15 protein-coding genes and 5 tRNA genes are annotated in these 15,943 nt (G+C 44.8%); 3 read left to right on the top strand and 17 right to left on the bottom strand.

Annotation, left to right across the window (positions count from 1 at the left end; all coding sequences use genetic code 11):
* The coding region (locus tag BLU12_RS01600) for a transposase (RefSeq protein WP_143270369.1) at positions 1-331 on the top strand (331 nt) is incomplete at its 5' end.
* A gap of 18 nt (positions 332-349) precedes the next feature.
* On the opposite strand, the gene thrS is transcribed toward BLU12_RS01600, so the two are convergent.
* Positions 350-2,224, bottom strand: a complete 1,875-nt coding sequence (gene thrS / locus BLU12_RS01595; RefSeq protein WP_091460057.1) for a threonine--tRNA ligase — start codon at positions 2,222-2,224, stop codon at positions 350-352.
* A 186-nt stretch (positions 2,225-2,410) separates the two neighbouring features.
* Between thrS and BLU12_RS01590 the strand changes: the two genes are divergently transcribed.
* A tRNA-Pro gene (locus BLU12_RS01590) sits at positions 2,411-2,488 on the top strand.
* A gap of 95 nt (positions 2,489-2,583) precedes the next feature.
* Positions 2,584-3,420, top strand: coding sequence for a 16S rRNA (adenine(1518)-N(6)/adenine(1519)-N(6))-dimethyltransferase RsmA (rsmA, locus tag BLU12_RS01585; RefSeq protein WP_091460055.1), 837 nt, complete (start codon positions 2,584-2,586; stop codon positions 3,418-3,420).
* A 53-nt stretch (positions 3,421-3,473) separates the two neighbouring features.
* Here the strand turns inward: rsmA and BLU12_RS01580 are convergent.
* From BLU12_RS01580 to BLU12_RS01505, 16 genes are all read right to left on the bottom strand, one after another.
* Positions 3,474-3,548 (bottom strand) — tRNA-Ala (locus tag BLU12_RS01580).
* Positions 3,549-3,554: 6 nt separating this feature from the next.
* Positions 3,555-3,631 (bottom strand) — tRNA-Ile (locus BLU12_RS01575).
* A gap of 109 nt (positions 3,632-3,740) precedes the next feature.
* Positions 3,741-4,199 (bottom strand): flavodoxin family protein, encoded by a 459-nt coding sequence (locus tag BLU12_RS01570; RefSeq protein ID WP_268753498.1) that lies wholly within the window; start codon positions 4,197-4,199, stop codon positions 3,741-3,743.
* A gap of 427 nt (positions 4,200-4,626) precedes the next feature.
* A tRNA-Gly gene (locus BLU12_RS01565) sits at positions 4,627-4,702 on the bottom strand.
* A gap of 391 nt (positions 4,703-5,093) precedes the next feature.
* Positions 5,094-6,461 (bottom strand): 23S rRNA (uracil(1939)-C(5))-methyltransferase RlmD, encoded by a 1,368-nt coding sequence (rlmD, locus tag BLU12_RS01560; protein WP_091460054.1) that lies wholly within the window; start codon positions 6,459-6,461, stop codon positions 5,094-5,096.
* A gap of 27 nt (positions 6,462-6,488) precedes the next feature.
* On the bottom strand, positions 6,489-7,049 hold the full coding sequence (locus tag BLU12_RS01555; protein WP_091460052.1) for a 2-oxoacid:acceptor oxidoreductase family protein: 561 nt from the start codon (positions 7,047-7,049) through the stop codon (positions 6,489-6,491).
* Positions 7,046-7,870, bottom strand: coding sequence for a 2-oxoacid:ferredoxin oxidoreductase subunit beta (locus BLU12_RS01550; protein WP_057940916.1), 825 nt, complete (start codon positions 7,868-7,870; stop codon positions 7,046-7,048). Before BLU12_RS01550 ends, BLU12_RS01555 begins: the two co-directional genes overlap by 4 nt.
* A 2-nt stretch (positions 7,871-7,872) precedes the next feature.
* The gene (locus BLU12_RS01545; RefSeq protein ID WP_057940915.1) at positions 7,873-9,006 is read right to left on the bottom strand and encodes a 2-oxoacid:acceptor oxidoreductase subunit alpha; all 1,134 of its coding nucleotides are present in this window, start codon (positions 9,004-9,006) and stop codon (positions 7,873-7,875) included.
* Entirely contained in the window at positions 8,999-9,205 is a 207-nt protein-coding gene (locus tag BLU12_RS01540) for a 4Fe-4S dicluster domain-containing protein (RefSeq protein WP_057940914.1), read from the bottom strand. Before BLU12_RS01540 ends, BLU12_RS01545 begins: the two co-directional genes overlap by 8 nt.
* Positions 9,206-9,411: 206 nt before the next feature.
* Positions 9,412-10,092: a tRNA (adenosine(37)-N6)-threonylcarbamoyltransferase complex dimerization subunit type 1 TsaB gene (gene tsaB / locus BLU12_RS01535; RefSeq protein ID WP_057940913.1), complete on the bottom strand. Its 681-nt coding sequence runs from the start codon at positions 10,090-10,092 to the stop codon at positions 9,412-9,414.
* Positions 10,080-10,592: a tRNA (adenosine(37)-N6)-threonylcarbamoyltransferase complex ATPase subunit type 1 TsaE gene (gene tsaE / locus BLU12_RS01530; RefSeq protein ID WP_091460050.1), complete on the bottom strand. Its 513-nt coding sequence runs from the start codon at positions 10,590-10,592 to the stop codon at positions 10,080-10,082. Before tsaE ends, tsaB begins: the two co-directional genes overlap by 13 nt.
* A gap of 145 nt (positions 10,593-10,737) precedes the next feature.
* Positions 10,738-12,342 (bottom strand): NAD(P)H-hydrate dehydratase, encoded by a 1,605-nt coding sequence (locus BLU12_RS01525; protein WP_091460048.1) that lies wholly within the window; start codon positions 12,340-12,342, stop codon positions 10,738-10,740.
* Positions 12,339-12,713: a holo-ACP synthase gene (gene acpS / locus BLU12_RS01520; protein ID WP_057940910.1), complete on the bottom strand. Its 375-nt coding sequence runs from the start codon at positions 12,711-12,713 to the stop codon at positions 12,339-12,341. The genes BLU12_RS01525 and acpS overlap by 4 nt, the downstream gene beginning before the upstream one ends.
* Positions 12,714-12,827: 114 nt before the next feature.
* A tRNA-Val gene (locus BLU12_RS01515) sits at positions 12,828-12,902 on the bottom strand.
* A gap of 236 nt (positions 12,903-13,138) precedes the next feature.
* On the bottom strand, positions 13,139-15,034 hold the full coding sequence (locus BLU12_RS01510; protein WP_091460046.1) for an aldehyde ferredoxin oxidoreductase family protein: 1,896 nt from the start codon (positions 15,032-15,034) through the stop codon (positions 13,139-13,141).
* 282 nt (positions 15,035-15,316) lie between these two features.
* Positions 15,317-15,943: a cyclodeaminase/cyclohydrolase family protein gene (locus tag BLU12_RS01505; RefSeq protein WP_234945358.1), complete on the bottom strand. Its 627-nt coding sequence runs from the start codon at positions 15,941-15,943 to the stop codon at positions 15,317-15,319.

The following is a 15,943-nucleotide window of genomic DNA, read 5'->3' as shown; positions in this document are numbered from 1 at the left end:
CCTCAAAGGCTTCTACTGGGCCAAGGAACGCTTAAGGGACGTATATAGAGCGAAGGAGAAGAACGAGGCAGCCAAGCTTTTAGACCTGATCATCATGAACCTGAAGGCTTCTGACGATGCCGAGTTGTACAGGTGGGGCAATACCCTAAAACGGTGGCGACAGCCTATATTAAACTACTTCGACAACAAAACTACCAATGCCTATACCGAAGGATGTAATACGAAGGTGAAGATGCTAAAACGAATCTCCTTTGGTCTTAGAAACGTAGAGGTCTACACAAAAAAGATAATGTTGGGATTCTTACCACCGGAGTGTTTCCACACTATTTGAAATAGAGCCGCAGTCTATTTAAAAATCGTCTTTCAAAGGGTAATATTCGTTGCTCAAAAGTTCTTTCAGAGCTTCCAAGCTCATACTACCCAGATCTCCCTTGCTCCGATCCCTAACTGAAACCACCTCATTTTCGACTTCACGATTGCCGATGATTATCATATAAGGAGTTTTTTGCATCTGGGCATCCCGTATTTTTTTGCCCAGTGTCCCCTCCTTGCGATCCACCTCGACTCTAACGTCCTGTTTTTGCAAAAGAGAGGCCACGTTTTTGGCATATGTCAAATGTTCATCCGATACAGGCAATATCTTGACCTGAACGGGGGCGAGCCAGTACGGAAAAGCTCCTGCGTACTGCTCTATCAATATACCGAGAAACCTCTCCAGGCTTCCAAGCACCGTCCTGTGTATCATAACCGGCCTGTGAGGTTCTCCATCCGGACCTATATAGGTGATATCGAATTTCTCCGGCATCTGGAAATCCAATTGGATCGTGCCGCATTGCCATGTTCTGCCAATGCAGTCTTCTAGGTGAAAATCAATCTTGGGTCCGTAAAAAGCGCCATCGCCCGGATTCAGCTTGTATTCCACCCCTTGATCGTCGAGCGCCTCCTGGAGAGCTTGTTCAGCCCTGTCCCAAAGGGCCTTTTCTCCCATTGCATTTTCAGGCCTGGTCGATAACTCCACGTGATAAGGAAATCCGAAGACACCGTAAATATATTTGACTATATTCATTATGTCGATTATCTCTTCTTTGATGTGATCCTCGGTGGTAAAAATATGCGCATCATCTTGGGTGAAGCATCTAACGCGCATGAGACCATGCAGAACACCGGACCTTTCGTGTCTATGAACCAACCCAAGCTCGGCCAACTTCAACGGAAAATCGCGATAACTTCTGAGCTGAGATTTATATACCAAAATTCCACCGGGACAGTTCATGGGTTTTATGGCAAAGGGCTTGCCATCTATTTCCGTAAAATACATATTTTCCCTATAGTGATCCCAATGCCCCGATCTGATCCACAAATCCTGATCCAATATTAAAGGAGTTTTTATCTCCTGATAGCCCCTTTGGACGTGAACCTTTCTCCAAAAATCTACCAAGACATTTAAAACTACAACTCCCTTGGGATGAAAGAAGGGAAACCCAGGGGCTTCGTTTTGCATGCTAAATATATCCAGTTCTTTCCCAAGCCTCCTGTGATCTCGGCGTTTTGCCTCCTCAACCTTGGCAAGATAAGCCAAAAGATCCTCTTCCGTAGGGAAAGCGGTGCCGTATATGCGCGTAAGCATGGGATTCCTCTCGTCCCCTCTCCAATAAGCACCGGCAACAGACAGGAGCTTAAAATGCTTGAGATATGATGTGTTCGGCACATGGGGACCTCTACACAAATCTATAAACTCGCCTACCTTGTAAAGGGATAGAGTATCATCTTCTATTCCATCTATAAGTTCCAGTTTATAAGTATCGCCACGCTCTTTGAATATGCCTATAGCTTCGTCTTTGCTTACTATCAACCTTTCAAAGGGAATTGCCTCAGCCGCAATTTTCTTCATCTCTTCCTCTATTTTTGGGAGATCGTCTTCGGTTATGGTAGTAGGAACGTCCATATCGTAATAAAAACCGTTCTCAATGGCCGGACCAACACCATATTTAGTTCCGTGATAAAGTCTATATACAGCCTGCGCCATTAAATGCGAGGTGGAATGTCTGAGTATCTCAATGCCTTCGGGGCTGTCAATTTCTACCGGCTCTATATTGGCATTTTCTTCCACTGTCGTGTCAAGATCGCATAACTTTCCATCTATCTTTACGGCAATCACTTTGCCGTCTATTCCTCGTTCCTTGATAATTTCCGAGGCTTTCTTTGGATATTCATTTACAGACACTTATATCCCCTCCCTGTCTTATTTGACATTGTTTAAAATTATATCATAGCTTGTTCGCTTTTTAAGTATACGCCTTGCCTCTTGATATGAAAAGCCAACAAACTCCTGCATAAAAACATGTCGGTAAAGATAATATCACAATTTGCTTGACCCTATCCTCCATGCAGGTTAAAATATGTCATGCATCGGGACGTAGCGCAGCATGGCTAGCGCACCTGCATGGGGCGCAGGGGGTCGGAGGTTCAAGTCCTCTCGTCCCGACCATAGCGAGTTAAGGCGGGGTTAGGCCCCGCCTTTTTTCATCATTATTCAATATTTAACTCATTATTTGAAACAAGAAGGTGAAATTCAAGCCGATTATGAGAAATATGACAAGAAATACACAAAAGGGACATAAAGCGAAAAAATCTCTCGGACAAAACTTCCTTGTAGATCCCAATATAGCTCGCTGGATGGTGGAAAATGCAGGTTTAAATGAAGATGACGTCGTCTTGGAGGTAGGTCCCGGAAAAGGCATGCTTACGAAGGAGATTCTAGCCAGCCAATGTCGCTTTTTGCACGTCATTGAAATTGATAAAACACTTGCCCCTTTTCTCGAACCCATAGTTAAAACATCCAAACACAGAATGTCCGTAATTTGGGGAGACGTGTTGACGATAAATTTAAAGGAACTCTCTCCACCGCCAACCAAAGTCTTGGCCAATATACCCTATAACATCACAACTCCTCTAATATGGCAGATTCTCGAGCATCTGGTTCCATTGGGCACAAGAGAACTTCTTTTAATGCTTCAGCTCGAACTAGCTCAAAGGTTGTGTGCCAAGCCAAAGACTAAAGACCGTTCGCCTATTGGTATAACCATAGAAAAGATGGGCAAAGCTCAAATAGTCAAAAAGGTGACACCTAACGTCTTCTGGCCAACTCCAAAGGTGGAGTCCGCAATTGTACATATCATCATAGACAAAGATCTGAAATTAGCCTCCGATCACTCGTGGAGAAGATTATTGCGCGTTGCCTTCGCTCGAAGGAGGAAGACGCTAGCAAATAACCTGGCTTGCGTTTACGATTTCTTTAAAGACAAAGATAAAACATCAAAGCTCCTGGATTACTTGAAATTGCCCACCACCGTTCGCGCTGAAGAATTAACCGTCGACGACTGGCACCATTTGTATGATTTTATATCAAAGATAGACTAAAAACATCAAAAATAGAAAAAGACGAACCTTCAGGCCCGTCTTTTTTATTATCCTGGTGGAGATGAGCGGATTCGAACCGCCGACCTCCTGCTTGCAAGGCAGGCGCTCTCCCTCTGAGCTACATCCCCAAAACATGGTGGGCCGGAGTGGATTCGAACCACCGACCTCACGCTTATCAGGCGTGTGCTCTAACCAACTGAGCTACCGGCCCATCGGGAAAGAATATAACATAACTTATAGATCTTTAGCAAGGACTTTTTATCGCGAAAAGGCAAATAAAGATTTTAAGGCAAATTTACGCAATCAATGTCACATGGAGCTTACGCTCGGACCAAAGATTCTCCAATTATTCGGGCCTCCTTAACCATATCCGGCTTCCCTATTGCTTCTCCAAGGCCGTTGAGTCCAGGCGCCACAAGAACCCTTACATCTTCAAACCCTATAGAAGCTATGGCATTTTTCATTTGATTGATATGCGCTTCATATTCCTTTGCGTCTTCGTACCCCTGGGACACTACAAATGCTGCCCTCTTCCCCTTCGGCAGGCGACTGACGAACTCAGGAGCCGGCCCCAAAAAGGCAAATAACCGATCGAGCACCGTCTTAAACTGAGCTGTCACGCCTGACATATATATAGGGGCCCCGAAGACCACGATGTCGGCCTTTTCAACGACATCGTATATTTTCACCATGTCATCCTCTACGGCACATCTGCCTCGCTCTTTACAAGAGTAGCATGCCTGGCATCCCTTTATATTCATCTCGTTGGGATAAAATATCTCATTCTCCTTAATAAGGTATGGCGCAGGTCGTAGGGCCTTTAAACATACTTTTGCCTGATAGCTTCAGAAGCCGTTTTAAAACGTTATTTTCAACCGAGACAATACATTCATCGTCTTTCCTCTTTTTGAGGCCTTCTAAGGCGTCTGGACAGCAGCTTTTCATGTTTACCGGCCACAACTGCCGGAGACGCAAGCCGCCCATGAAAGATAAGCGCCGAACTTGAATATCGTTGAGAAATAAAATATAAACTAACTGGAATAAAAACATATTACACAACAGGAAGGGAGGAAAGACCTTACATTTCGGAAAAATGCGAATTTCTAGGAGTCATCTAAAGCACTGCCTTATAAAATCCAGGCCGACGCTCTTAAATCGAGCATTAAAAATTCCCGACACAGCACGAAGCCAGTCGGGAACTAAACTTGGAGCGGACAACGGGATTCGAACCCGCGACCCTCGGCTTGGGAAGCCGATGCTCTACCAGCTGAGCTATGTCCGCATCGCCTTTTAAATTATATTGGGGGCTCGTGTTTTTTGCAAGGATTAAAATCAGCAACAAGATATAAAACATCCTTTAAGGAGCCTGCCTTAAATCGATATAATATTGAATTTATATTATACTGTTCTGTTACTATAATTTTAACAATTCTTTAGAAATTCTTTCGAGCGTTTCGTCGGTCACTCTCAGTTTTTTCTTGAATCTTTCATCGTTGATCGTTGTAACGCTAACTTGGTCGGGTCTCAGGAAGTACATTCAATTCCAATATCCTTTTGTTGTCTTCAACATAGATGTTCTTATAGCTAAAGTAGCCTAAAGCACCCATCGCTTCACCCCCCCTAAAACTGCTTTGTTGCTGCTGTAAAAAAAGATCTAACTCGCTTAAGGTGTGTTATTTTTCCAACAGAACGACGCTTTCCACGTGACTTGTTTGAGGAAACATGTCCAATGGCATTGCATTTTCCATATTGTAGCCATATTCGTTCAATATTTTGCTGTCCCTGGCAAGCGTAGCAGGATTACAGGAAACATATATAACTCTTTTCGGACTTATCACCCTACCGATAAAATTCAACACGTCCTTATGGCAACCCGTTCTGGGCGGATCCACAACCACAATATCGAAGTGTCCGCTAACTTTTGTCTTGACCACGTCTTCGGCCTTTCCACAAATTGCAGTAACGTTATTAATGCCATTGTTTGTCATATTAGACACCAAAGATTCGTAAGCAGGTCTCCATTCCTCTACTGCAACAACGTCATTGCAAAACGACGCCAGAAAGGCCGTCATACTTCCAACTCCGCTGTAAAGCTCAAGTACATGCTTGCTATCCCTTGCTAATTCCGCAACAATTTCGAACATCCTAAAGGCTTGCAGCACATTGACCTGAAAGAAATCGGACACACCGAATCTCAGCTTAATATTTTCAAACCTCTCCACCAAGACATCTTCACCAAACAACGACTGCGTTTTGCTGCCCCAGATAAAATTCCCCTTAGATGGGTTGATGTTTATCTGAACTCCGCCAAGAAAAGGTGATACATCTTTATATTTATATAGGCCGTTTGAAATATCACTGATCATTTTATACTCCCTGTCGTCGGGCTCACGACTAAGAATCCAGGCAAGCAAGATCTTTTTCATGGAAAAGGAAGATCTTAAGACAAAATTGCGTATCAAGCCTTCCCCTCTTTCTTCGTCGTAAAAGGAGAGATCGCTTTGAAGCACGGCATTCCGCAAGTTAGCATAAACGAGGTTTATTAAAGGGTCTAGAATTGGGCATGCTTTTAGGTTCACCACATCATGTGTTCCTCGAGCGAAATATCCCAGCTTTCGTTTACCCTTTTGGTATCGCGCCTGTATTATTGCCTTGTTTCGGTATCCCCACACTAAAAAGCTCGGAATCACAGGAGCAATATCTGCCTCTTTCCATTTGCCGATTCTGATAATTGCATCCTCTATCAGCGAGCTCTTTACTTTCACCTGATGATCATACGAGGCGTGCTGCATATTGCAACCGCCGCACGCCTCGTAAACTTCGCATCTGGGTTGGACTCGATAAGGGCTTGCCTTTAGCAGGGACTTAATCTTAGCCACAGAGTAATGTTTTTTCCGCTCGACGATATTAACGGTGACAGTTTCACCAATTAAGGCTCCTGGAACGAAAACTACGTAACCGTCGACCCTTGCAATTCCTCGAGCTTTACTGTCAACGTTTTCGATATTGAGAATTATTTCGTCGCCAAGGTTTTGTTTCATCCCAGAAATTAACAATACCTTGCTACATTACAGCTTTTCTTTCATGAGCTTGTAACCCAGTTCAAAAGCTTTTGAGTTAAGCTCTTCCGTTCCCTTTGGAACGCGATCCAATATAGCTTTACGAATTGACTCCGGCTTGGCCAAGTCCCAACTCTCCAAAATTCTTGCAAGGGTACCCAAGGCAACCATGTTGGTGACTATTTCTCTTCCGATCTCCTCTCTGGCTGTTCTGACGATAGGAAGGGAATAAACGTTGGCATTTATCTTAGGAGGCTCAGTCACAAAGAAGTCGTCAACTATGACAACGCTGTTTGGAGAGGCATCGTGAACGTACTCGTCACAGGCCTTTTGGGTCAATATGACCTGTAAATTGGGATTTGTAGCCTTAGGATAATCTATTTTTCCCCGCGAAACAATGACCTCGGCCTTGGATGCTCCACCCCTTGCCTCAGGACCGTAAGCTTGCGTTTGCACCACGTTCAAACCTTCTTCGTACAAAGCAAGAGCTTCCCCGACGATCACGGCTGCCAAAATAACGCCCTGCCCACCTGAACCGGCTATGCGAATTTCATACCGCTGATCGCTCATCCGCGATTACCTCCCACTTTTTCTATCAAATTCATGTACTGTTCTATGTATTCAGGCAACTCAATATTCACAAATTCCCCAATAACGATCTTGCCCTGCAGCTCTTCAGGTGTCATATTGGAGGCTTTATTGTTCATCACGCTATTGTCCTTGAAGAAATTGATGTTATCTATCGGTCTTGGTCTCTTATTTTTCCTGCCAAATTGCGTATGACAATGAGTCACTACTTCCACCACCGCAAAACCTTTTTTTGAAACGGCGTTTTTCACATACTTCTCGATCAGCAGCGGGTGCGCAACCGTGGCTCTTGCCACGTAAGAAGCTCCCGCTCCTGCAGCAAGTTTACAAATATCGAAGGGAACGTCCAAGACTCCATAGGGAGCGGTAGTCGCGTATGCACCGGCCGGCGTCGTCGGAGAAGCCTGCCCCCCGGTCATCCCGTAAATATTGTTGTTCATTACGATGGCGGTTATATCTATATTGCGCCTACAGGCATGTATAAAATGATTTCCGCCTATAGCAGTGCAATCTCCATCGCCCATTACGTCGATAACCGTAAGCTCGGGATTGGCTAACTTGACACCCGTAGCAAATGCCAAAGACCTGCCGTGCGTGGTATGCAAAGTACAGGCATCTATGTACCCCGGCATTCTGCTCGAACAACCAATGCCCGAAGCAATTACGGTTTCTTCTTTCTTTTTCCCCAAGTCGACAAGGGCTCTCAATAAGGCATGCATTATTATCCCGTGGCCGCAGCCCGGACACCATATGTGAGGGAAAAAGCGCGTGCGCAACCAATTTAAAACTTCCTGGCTAGGCATTATTACGCTACCTCCTTGATAAAATCAAATATCTCGGAGGGCCTGAAAAGCTCTCCGTTGACCAAGCCCTTTCCGAAGACCCTGGCCTTACCCCCCACAGCCCTTTCCACTTCGAGAATCATCTGGCCACAGTTAAGCTCGGGCACTAACACGGATTTTACGCCGCCCAGCAGCCCGCGAAGTTCGTCATCGGGAAAAGGCCAAAGAGTTATTGGTCTGAAAAAGCCGACTCTCATTCCCTTGCTCCTTGCCTCCCGCACAGCGCTCAAGGCCGTTCGGGAAACAGAGCCGTAAGCAACTACTAATATTTCAGCATCTTCAACTTCATATGTATCATATTTAACTATTTCGCCTTTGAAACGCCTCACCTTACGCATCAACCGCAGAACCTTCTCCTCAGATATATCGGGGTCGTTGGTTGGGAAACCCCATTGATTGTGCGTCAAGCCCGTCACATGCCATCGGTAACCATCCCCAAAGGATGCCATGGGAGGGATGTCGTCTTCCGGATCTGGCTTATAGGGAACAAATTTTTCGGGATCTTCTTTGGGTCTTTTGCGATCTACTATATGGTAAGACCCTTTTTCGGGAATCACTATCTTTTCCCTCATATGGCCCACAACTTCGTCGCTCAACAAAATTACGGGCTGTCTAAACCGTTCTGATAAATTAAAGGCCTCAATGGTCAATTCGTAACACTCTTGTACGGATGCCGGAGCCAATGCAATTGTCTCGTGATCCCCATGGGTTCCCCAACGAGCTTGCATGACATCCTGTTGCGAGACCTTCGTCGGCAACCCCGTTGATGGGCCTCCTCTCATAACATTAATGACGACGACAGGGACTTCGGTCATGTAGGCGAAGCCAATGTTTTCCTGTTTCAGGGAAAATCCCGGGCCCGATGTGGCAGTCATAGCTTTAAGCCCGGCAATAGATGCTCCGATAACAGAAGCAATGCTTGCAATCTCGTCTTCCATCTGAATGAACTTTCCGCCAACCTTGGGCAATTCGGCAGCCATTATCTCGGCGATTTCCGAAGAAGGAGTAATCGGATATCCGCCGAAAAACCGACATCCTGCAGCTATTGCCCCCATTGCAACAGCCGTATTGCCCTGCCAAAATTCAACTTTAGGCATCTGGTTTCGCCTCCTTAACCGTAATAGCGAAATCAGGACAGATATTTTCGCACTGATGACATCCAATACAATCGTCAATCCTTACCGGCTCCGATTTCACTCTCTCGTTAAATTCCAACACCTTCTTAGGGCATATTGCCACGCATAGCCCGCAACCCTTGCACCAATTTTCATTTACGTCCACAACAAATTTTGCCAAGGGAGACACCACCCTCCGTGGAATGAGTCTTATTGTGATTTTATAATTCCAAATTTAATTATGACTATAAAAGAATTATCACGCAAATATAGACATGATCTTACTATTACAAAAATTCTGACAAATTGCCTATAATACACTAATGTGATTTTAATCACATGTATTATGCTATAACAGCCCGTATCCTATATAAAGTAAATCTTGACTTAGTACGGTCTTCTTAAATACAAAGCTTCAATCTGCATTGGTGATCTGGCGCAGCTTCTCATCTTAAAACCGAGCTTGGCTACATTGCCGCCTCTTACGCCGTCTGCCAGGAAATGAATTCCTGAAGGTTTTTCTTGAAAACGTGCTACGTCATCGCCAATCACAAATACCGTTTTCCCTTTCTCTAAAGACATATCTTTTGCCTTTGCAATGATATCCCGCTCGTCCAAGACATCAGGGGCAGCTATTTCTTTTAAATCCTCTCCGTCACTTTCAAAAATGCAAGAGTAATATTGAGTCCCCCTCGCCCAAATTACGGGCACTGTGATCACATTTTTAGCTTCAATAAAATCGCCGGCCAGAACCTTTAACGAAGAAAGCGGAATTACGGGCACTTCCAACGCGTAGGCTAAGGTTGTGACATAAGACAGCCCGACGCGAAGGCCGGTAAAATAACCCGGGCCGATTGTTACGGCCAAGGCATCGACGTTCGTCAGTTTGAAACCCCAAAAACCTAACAATTCGTCTACCAAACCCGGAAGAAGGGAGGATTGGTATCTGCCCAGGTCGAGGGAAATTTCTCCAATTACCCTCTCGCACCTAACGCATCCAATGGCGGTATATTTCGTAGAGCAATCTACCCCCAGTACTAGACAATCGTTGGATTTTAAAGAGCCCATGACGAGACCACCCTATCTAAGTGTTTTAATCTTTCTTCAGCTTTATCTCCAAATGCAGTTATTTTAACTTTTCTTTCTTCTCTTTTGATTAAGTCATCATCATATAAGATCATTACATGCCACCATTTATTTATATAGGGGAAATAATCGGGCTTTCCCCACTCAATGGCAACAAAAAAGCCGTTGTCAATGTATTCCTCGACGGCGATATCCTCAAATTCGGTTCTCTCTAAACGATAAAGATCAATGTGCGCCATTGGCGGATCAGTGGGATATTCATTGACAAGAGTAAAAGAGGGACTTCTAACTCCGCGCCAACCTAATGCCCAAGCAATGCCTCTGACAAGCGTGGTCTTACCCGTGCCTAGTTTCCCATCCAGGTAAATCACCAAACCCGGAAAGACGAGAGAAGCAATAACGCTTCCCAAATCTAACATCATTTTTGGCGATCTAATAATGTAAGAATATAAATGATCCATCAAAAAATATTTCACCGCCATTCACTTTCTTCGACCATATATTAATATAATACCCAAAAGACCCAATAAGACCATAACTACATAAAAGGGTGGTGCAAGTCGATAGTTTTGAAATTTATTGCCCATAAAAAACATGGCTATAAAGGCAAGGGAGAGGGCCGTGATTCTAAAACCACGCCGGCGTATCCTTTCCGTCTTTTCCAACTCTTCTTCCCAATCTATTTTTCTCCTTGGCATATCGAATATCCCCCATTACGAATCTTACCTGATCGGCAATTTCCCGCGCCAAAGATCCGTCAACACCTTCAAGACAACTTAGGTTTTCTCCCGCTTTAGCATGCAACCACACCGCCAGACCAGCGCTATCGACAGGATCAAGCCCAGAGACGTATAAAGCTCCAATAACTCCGCTCAATACGTCCCCCGAACCCGGCACCGAAAGGGCCGGGCTTCCGGCGTTGCAAACAAGATAACGCAAACCATCACCGATGATGCTGTGAAAACCCTTCAATACAACAGGTCCGTATTTAAGACTGAGCCTTTCTGTCGCTTCCAGCCGATTTTCATGCACACGCGAAGCACAGCAATCCAACAATCTGCCTGCTTCTCCTTCGTGTGGGGTTAAGATTACATTATCTCTCCTGTCTAAAGCAGCAGAATTGAGAGAAAGGGCATATAATCCGTCAGCGTCGTAAATCATGTTTTTAGGATATTCCTGCCAAAGTTTCACAACTAAATCTACAGTTTCTTCTCTTCTGCCCATACCTGGTCCAACGATCAATACGTCTATCCTGTCTTCTATCGCACTGACTGCATCAAGCGCCTTGGTCGTCAAAAAATACTCGTCCGATCTCACTGGAACGCCAATGGCTTCTGGCAAGAATTGGCCTGTTTGTTCATAAACCTTCTCGGGTAAAATCATATACACTATACCGGCTCCCGCTCTCAATGCCCCCATGGATGCAAGTAGGGGAGCACCGCGATAAAGATCGGACCCTCCGAGAATAGCGACACTTCCCCTGTTGCCCTTATGTATGTCTAGAGGCCTATTGGGCAGTGCATCGATAGACGATTCTTCGTTCCACAAAAAACAGTTAGTGTTATAGGTCAAAGCTCCCAACATGGGAGGTACGCCAATATCCGCCAACAGAACCTTTCCTGCATAGGTGCAGCCAGGGGCCACATAAAGCCCGATTTTGTGCAGGTGCATCGTTACGGTAACGTCTGCCTTAACCGCAACTCCGGGAACTCGCCCCGACGAAGAATCTACCCCACTTGGGACATCTATTGAGACGACTAAAGCGGCCTTATTAATAGCCTCGATTAATCTTGCAATTTCACCTTGGGGAGCTCCCTTAAAGCCCACGCCTAATAAGGCATCGATACATAGGTCCGCATCCTTTATCATTTTTTCTAGTTTCAGATCCGATAACTCATTGGAAAAGCAGATATTACCTCCCACCTTTATAAAGGCGTTGGCATTTATCAGTGCATCTCCTTTGTAAAGTTCGAACATTGGCAAAGAAGTGATCAATTTAACTTCGTAACCATAGTTTAAGAGATGTCTTCCCGCAACGAAGCCGTCTCCTCCATTATTGCCCGGACCCGCACATATTAAAACTTTCCCATTTTTATCTTTCATCAATTCCGAAACATGCGATGCCACGGACCTTCCTGCATTTTCCATTAAAACTGTACCCGGAAGTGAAAAATCTTCCATGAGTGTCTTATCTATTTTTTTAGCCATTTCTGCTGTATAAAGAGGAATCATATTAATGCCTCCAAAATAACAAAAGCCGCTGCCATTTCTTTCTCATGACTAATTGTCAACCACACCTTATCTATCCCGCTTCTACATAGCTTTTCCGATAAAGATGCGCTAAAGCCGAACTTGGGCTCACCTTCATTTCCGCGAACTACCCAAGCATTTTTCAGCCCCAAATCCCATAAGCCCACGGTAAGAGCCTTAGAAAGAGCTTCTTTGGCGGCGAAACAGCCAGCCAAATGCTGTTCTGGGCGAGCCTTCGAGAGGGCATACTCTATCTCAACGTCGGTAAAAGCCCTTTTTAAAAAATGGCCCGACTTTATGCTTTCCTTTATTCTACCTATATCGCATACATCTACCCCGATACCCTTGATCAAGACAGAACCAAACCTCTTTTCCACCTTTGCTTATTCGATATATTCGTCATAACTATATTAAGGGCTATAAAAAAAGGAGTCCAGTACCTCGACCAGACTCCTTGCGAAAACCTTTGGTGGGTGGTGCAGGACTCGAACCTGCGACCTCTTCCGCGTCAAGGAAGCGTTCTCCCTCTGAACTAACCACCCAACAAAACCTTCTTGATGTATGTATAACACGCATCGAAAACGGCTAGACACACATCGCATTCCCTTCTCTCGCTGCAGTAAACTTTATCAAACCTAAAGGCTGTTGTCAACAGAAATTGGGCTCTATAATCTTTAGTGTGGAATTTAGCTTTGAAAATACAATGGTGGTAAGAACCAACCAAACCAATTAAAATAAGGAGGCTCTTACCACCATGGCCAAGGCGAAGATCATTTACTTAACTGAGAAGCCAACCTAAAGACAAACGCCTTAGTGCACCCTCCATAGGATTGCCATTGCTTGGATCCCATTGAGCTACTTTGTAAAACATTTCGAGCGCACTTTTAAATTCCTCCCTGTCTAAATGCACTCCATCGCTGGGTCCGCCTGAGAGGGGGATAAAAACCTTTTCAGGCAAAGTGTCGTTATCCTTTGTAAAACCTTCACGAGAATTGAAAAAGCGCATCATATTGACCTGTCGTTCACCGATGAGCATTAGTTCATACACAGAAGTATCCCAACCAATTCCGCTTTGGCAAAGTTCTACGACTTCGCTGGGTCCGATGATTTGCCAGCCAGGCCCGGCAATAAACTGACACAAACATAGAGTGTTCATCAAATAGTAAAAACAATGAGTATTGAAAGCAAATCTTACTTTTTCCTCGTCAAGAGATCTAAATTCTTTAGACCCCTTCCAAACGCCAATCTTGGCTAACCTATTTCGCTCACTAGATGTGGGATCAGCGGCTAGAATATGATCGTGTTCGCTCGATTGGTGATCTGCGCTATAAGAATTAATCGCGTAAACCAATCCTAGGGCAGCTTTCCATTGAGGCATATGGGCCGGAAATTCCTGTCCCTTCACCGTTACCAAAAGCTTTTCCGATCCTCTGCCTATTACCTTTGCGGCTCTCGCGCTTCCTTCGGCAAGTATGCCGCCAAATCCTTCTTTCTTAGCTATTTTTTCTACCATTTTCACTAGCGCACTGCCATTTCCGAAGTTCAATTCTATGCCATCTGTGTCAACGGTATCTATGATTCCACTTTCAAAGCATTCCATGGCAAAGGCTATTGTTGCGCCACAGCTTATTGTATCCATACCATACATATTGCATAACTGGTTAGCGTATGCTACTGCCTCGAGATCAGTAACGCCACAGTACGATCCCAAAGCAGCACATGACTCATACTCGGGGCCTCCGTATATGCTGTCAATCTTGCCCGGGACTTCCACTACTCTTTTGCATTTGACCACACACCCAAAGCATGTGTCCTCTCTTTTCAGTATGGTTTTTGTCATAGCCTGCCCTGATATATTGAAACCATCGTGAAGGTATCCACTTGTCCAATTCTTTGATGGAAGGTATCCCGCATTGTTAAAACTAGCAAGTACACCGGCTGTGCCGTATTTATGTAGCGATCGATGAGCTTCGCTGTCTTGCAAGGCATCGGTGACCCTTTTTACCAACGACTTAAAACCATCGCCATCGAAGGGCCTTTGAGAAGCCTTGCGCTTAACCACAATGGCTTTTAAATTCTTCGAGCCCATTACAGCACCTGTTCCGTTTCTGCCATTAGCCCTATTGGCCATGTTTATAACACAGGCAAACCGCACCTTTTTCTCACCCGCAGGCCCAATTTGGGCTATTTCAACGTGATTATCGCGAAGTTCATCTTTGATTGCCCGCTCAACCTCAGCCGTAACCTTCCCCCATAATGAAGTGGCATCTTTCAACTCAACGTGATCTCCATCAACATAAAGATAAACCGGCTTTGGCGAACACCCCTTCACAACTATTGAGTCCCAGCCGTTGCTTTTTAAATGGGCAGCAAAGAAACCACCAGATTGACTATCCGCTATTCCTCCCGTCAAGGGGCTTTTGGTGTTAATGGAAAGCCTGTTTGCACCGCTTATCGGCAAACCAACCAGAGGCGACACAGAAAAGGTGATGACATTATCTTCGGATAAGGGATCTACCTTGCTTTTCATTGTTCTAAGCAACAGATAGGTTCCTAAAGCAGAACCACCCGGATATAGCCTATAGATCTCGCCCGGCAAAACTTGCGATTTAATCGTCCCTTTTGAGAGATCAACCTCCAGCACCTTAGCATCGGGAAACCATTTTTGCTCCATCCCCAAATCTCCCCCTTTTTAAAAATTACCATAGATCTCTTTTATTATACTATTACATTAGATGTTATCTTGTACCCGGTTTACACCGCTTGCTAAAAGACCTGGCAAAGGTACTCCCAAGAAAATGCAGGGCGAAAGACAATATTAATACTTTGTCACTTCGCCCTGCATTTTCCATTTGTCATTACGTGTATTCCAGCTAAATTTTAGAGGAGGCATTAAAGTAAGCGTTGCTAATCCCTAACAAACAGCCTCCTCCATTTCGGTTTGATATTCACATGGTTACAAATTCTCTTCCAAGCTCTTTAATCCCCTTAGAACGGTATCGTCAATAGCCTTTAACAAGGATTCAACCTCGGATTTTAATTGATTGGCGAAGCCCTCGTCTTTAATGCTTTTCAAGTTAATTAATACGTTGTAGGAGGCGGCTTTGGCAGAACTTGAAGCAAGAAGCAACGCTGTTCCTGCATCCGTTACGGCATTGACATTACCCCTTTCGACGGCTATTTCCGCCTTTTTTGCAAGATCAAGGCACCTCCTGAGCGTTTCCATTGGAACCAAGGCTGCTTTTTTAAGGGCCTCCTGCATGGCAAAAGTCCTTTCCTTTTTTTCTTCTTCAGTGTTTTTGGGAAGGCGCATGGCCTTCATAAAATCGTTAAATGCATTTGAATCTTTGTCCATTAGATCCAAAAACTCGTCTCGCATTTTATCGCAATCTTTCATCAGTTCTTCCATTATGGCCTGATGTTCCTTGTATTTTTCTTTACCAACAGTCAATCTGGCCACCATGGACACCAAAGAAGCTCCCATGGCACCGTCAAAAGCGGCCACGCTCCCCCCTCCAGGCGCTGGAGAATCCGAGGCAAGTTCCACCAAAAAAGATCTCAGAGACATTTCCTTCATTGACAT

Origin of the sequence: Acetomicrobium thermoterrenum DSM 13490, from assembly GCF_900107215.1 — a bacterium.
GTDB lineage: Bacteria > Synergistota > Synergistia > Synergistales > Acetomicrobiaceae > Acetomicrobium > Acetomicrobium thermoterrenum.
This window is presented reverse-complemented; position numbering and strand designations above follow the sequence as displayed.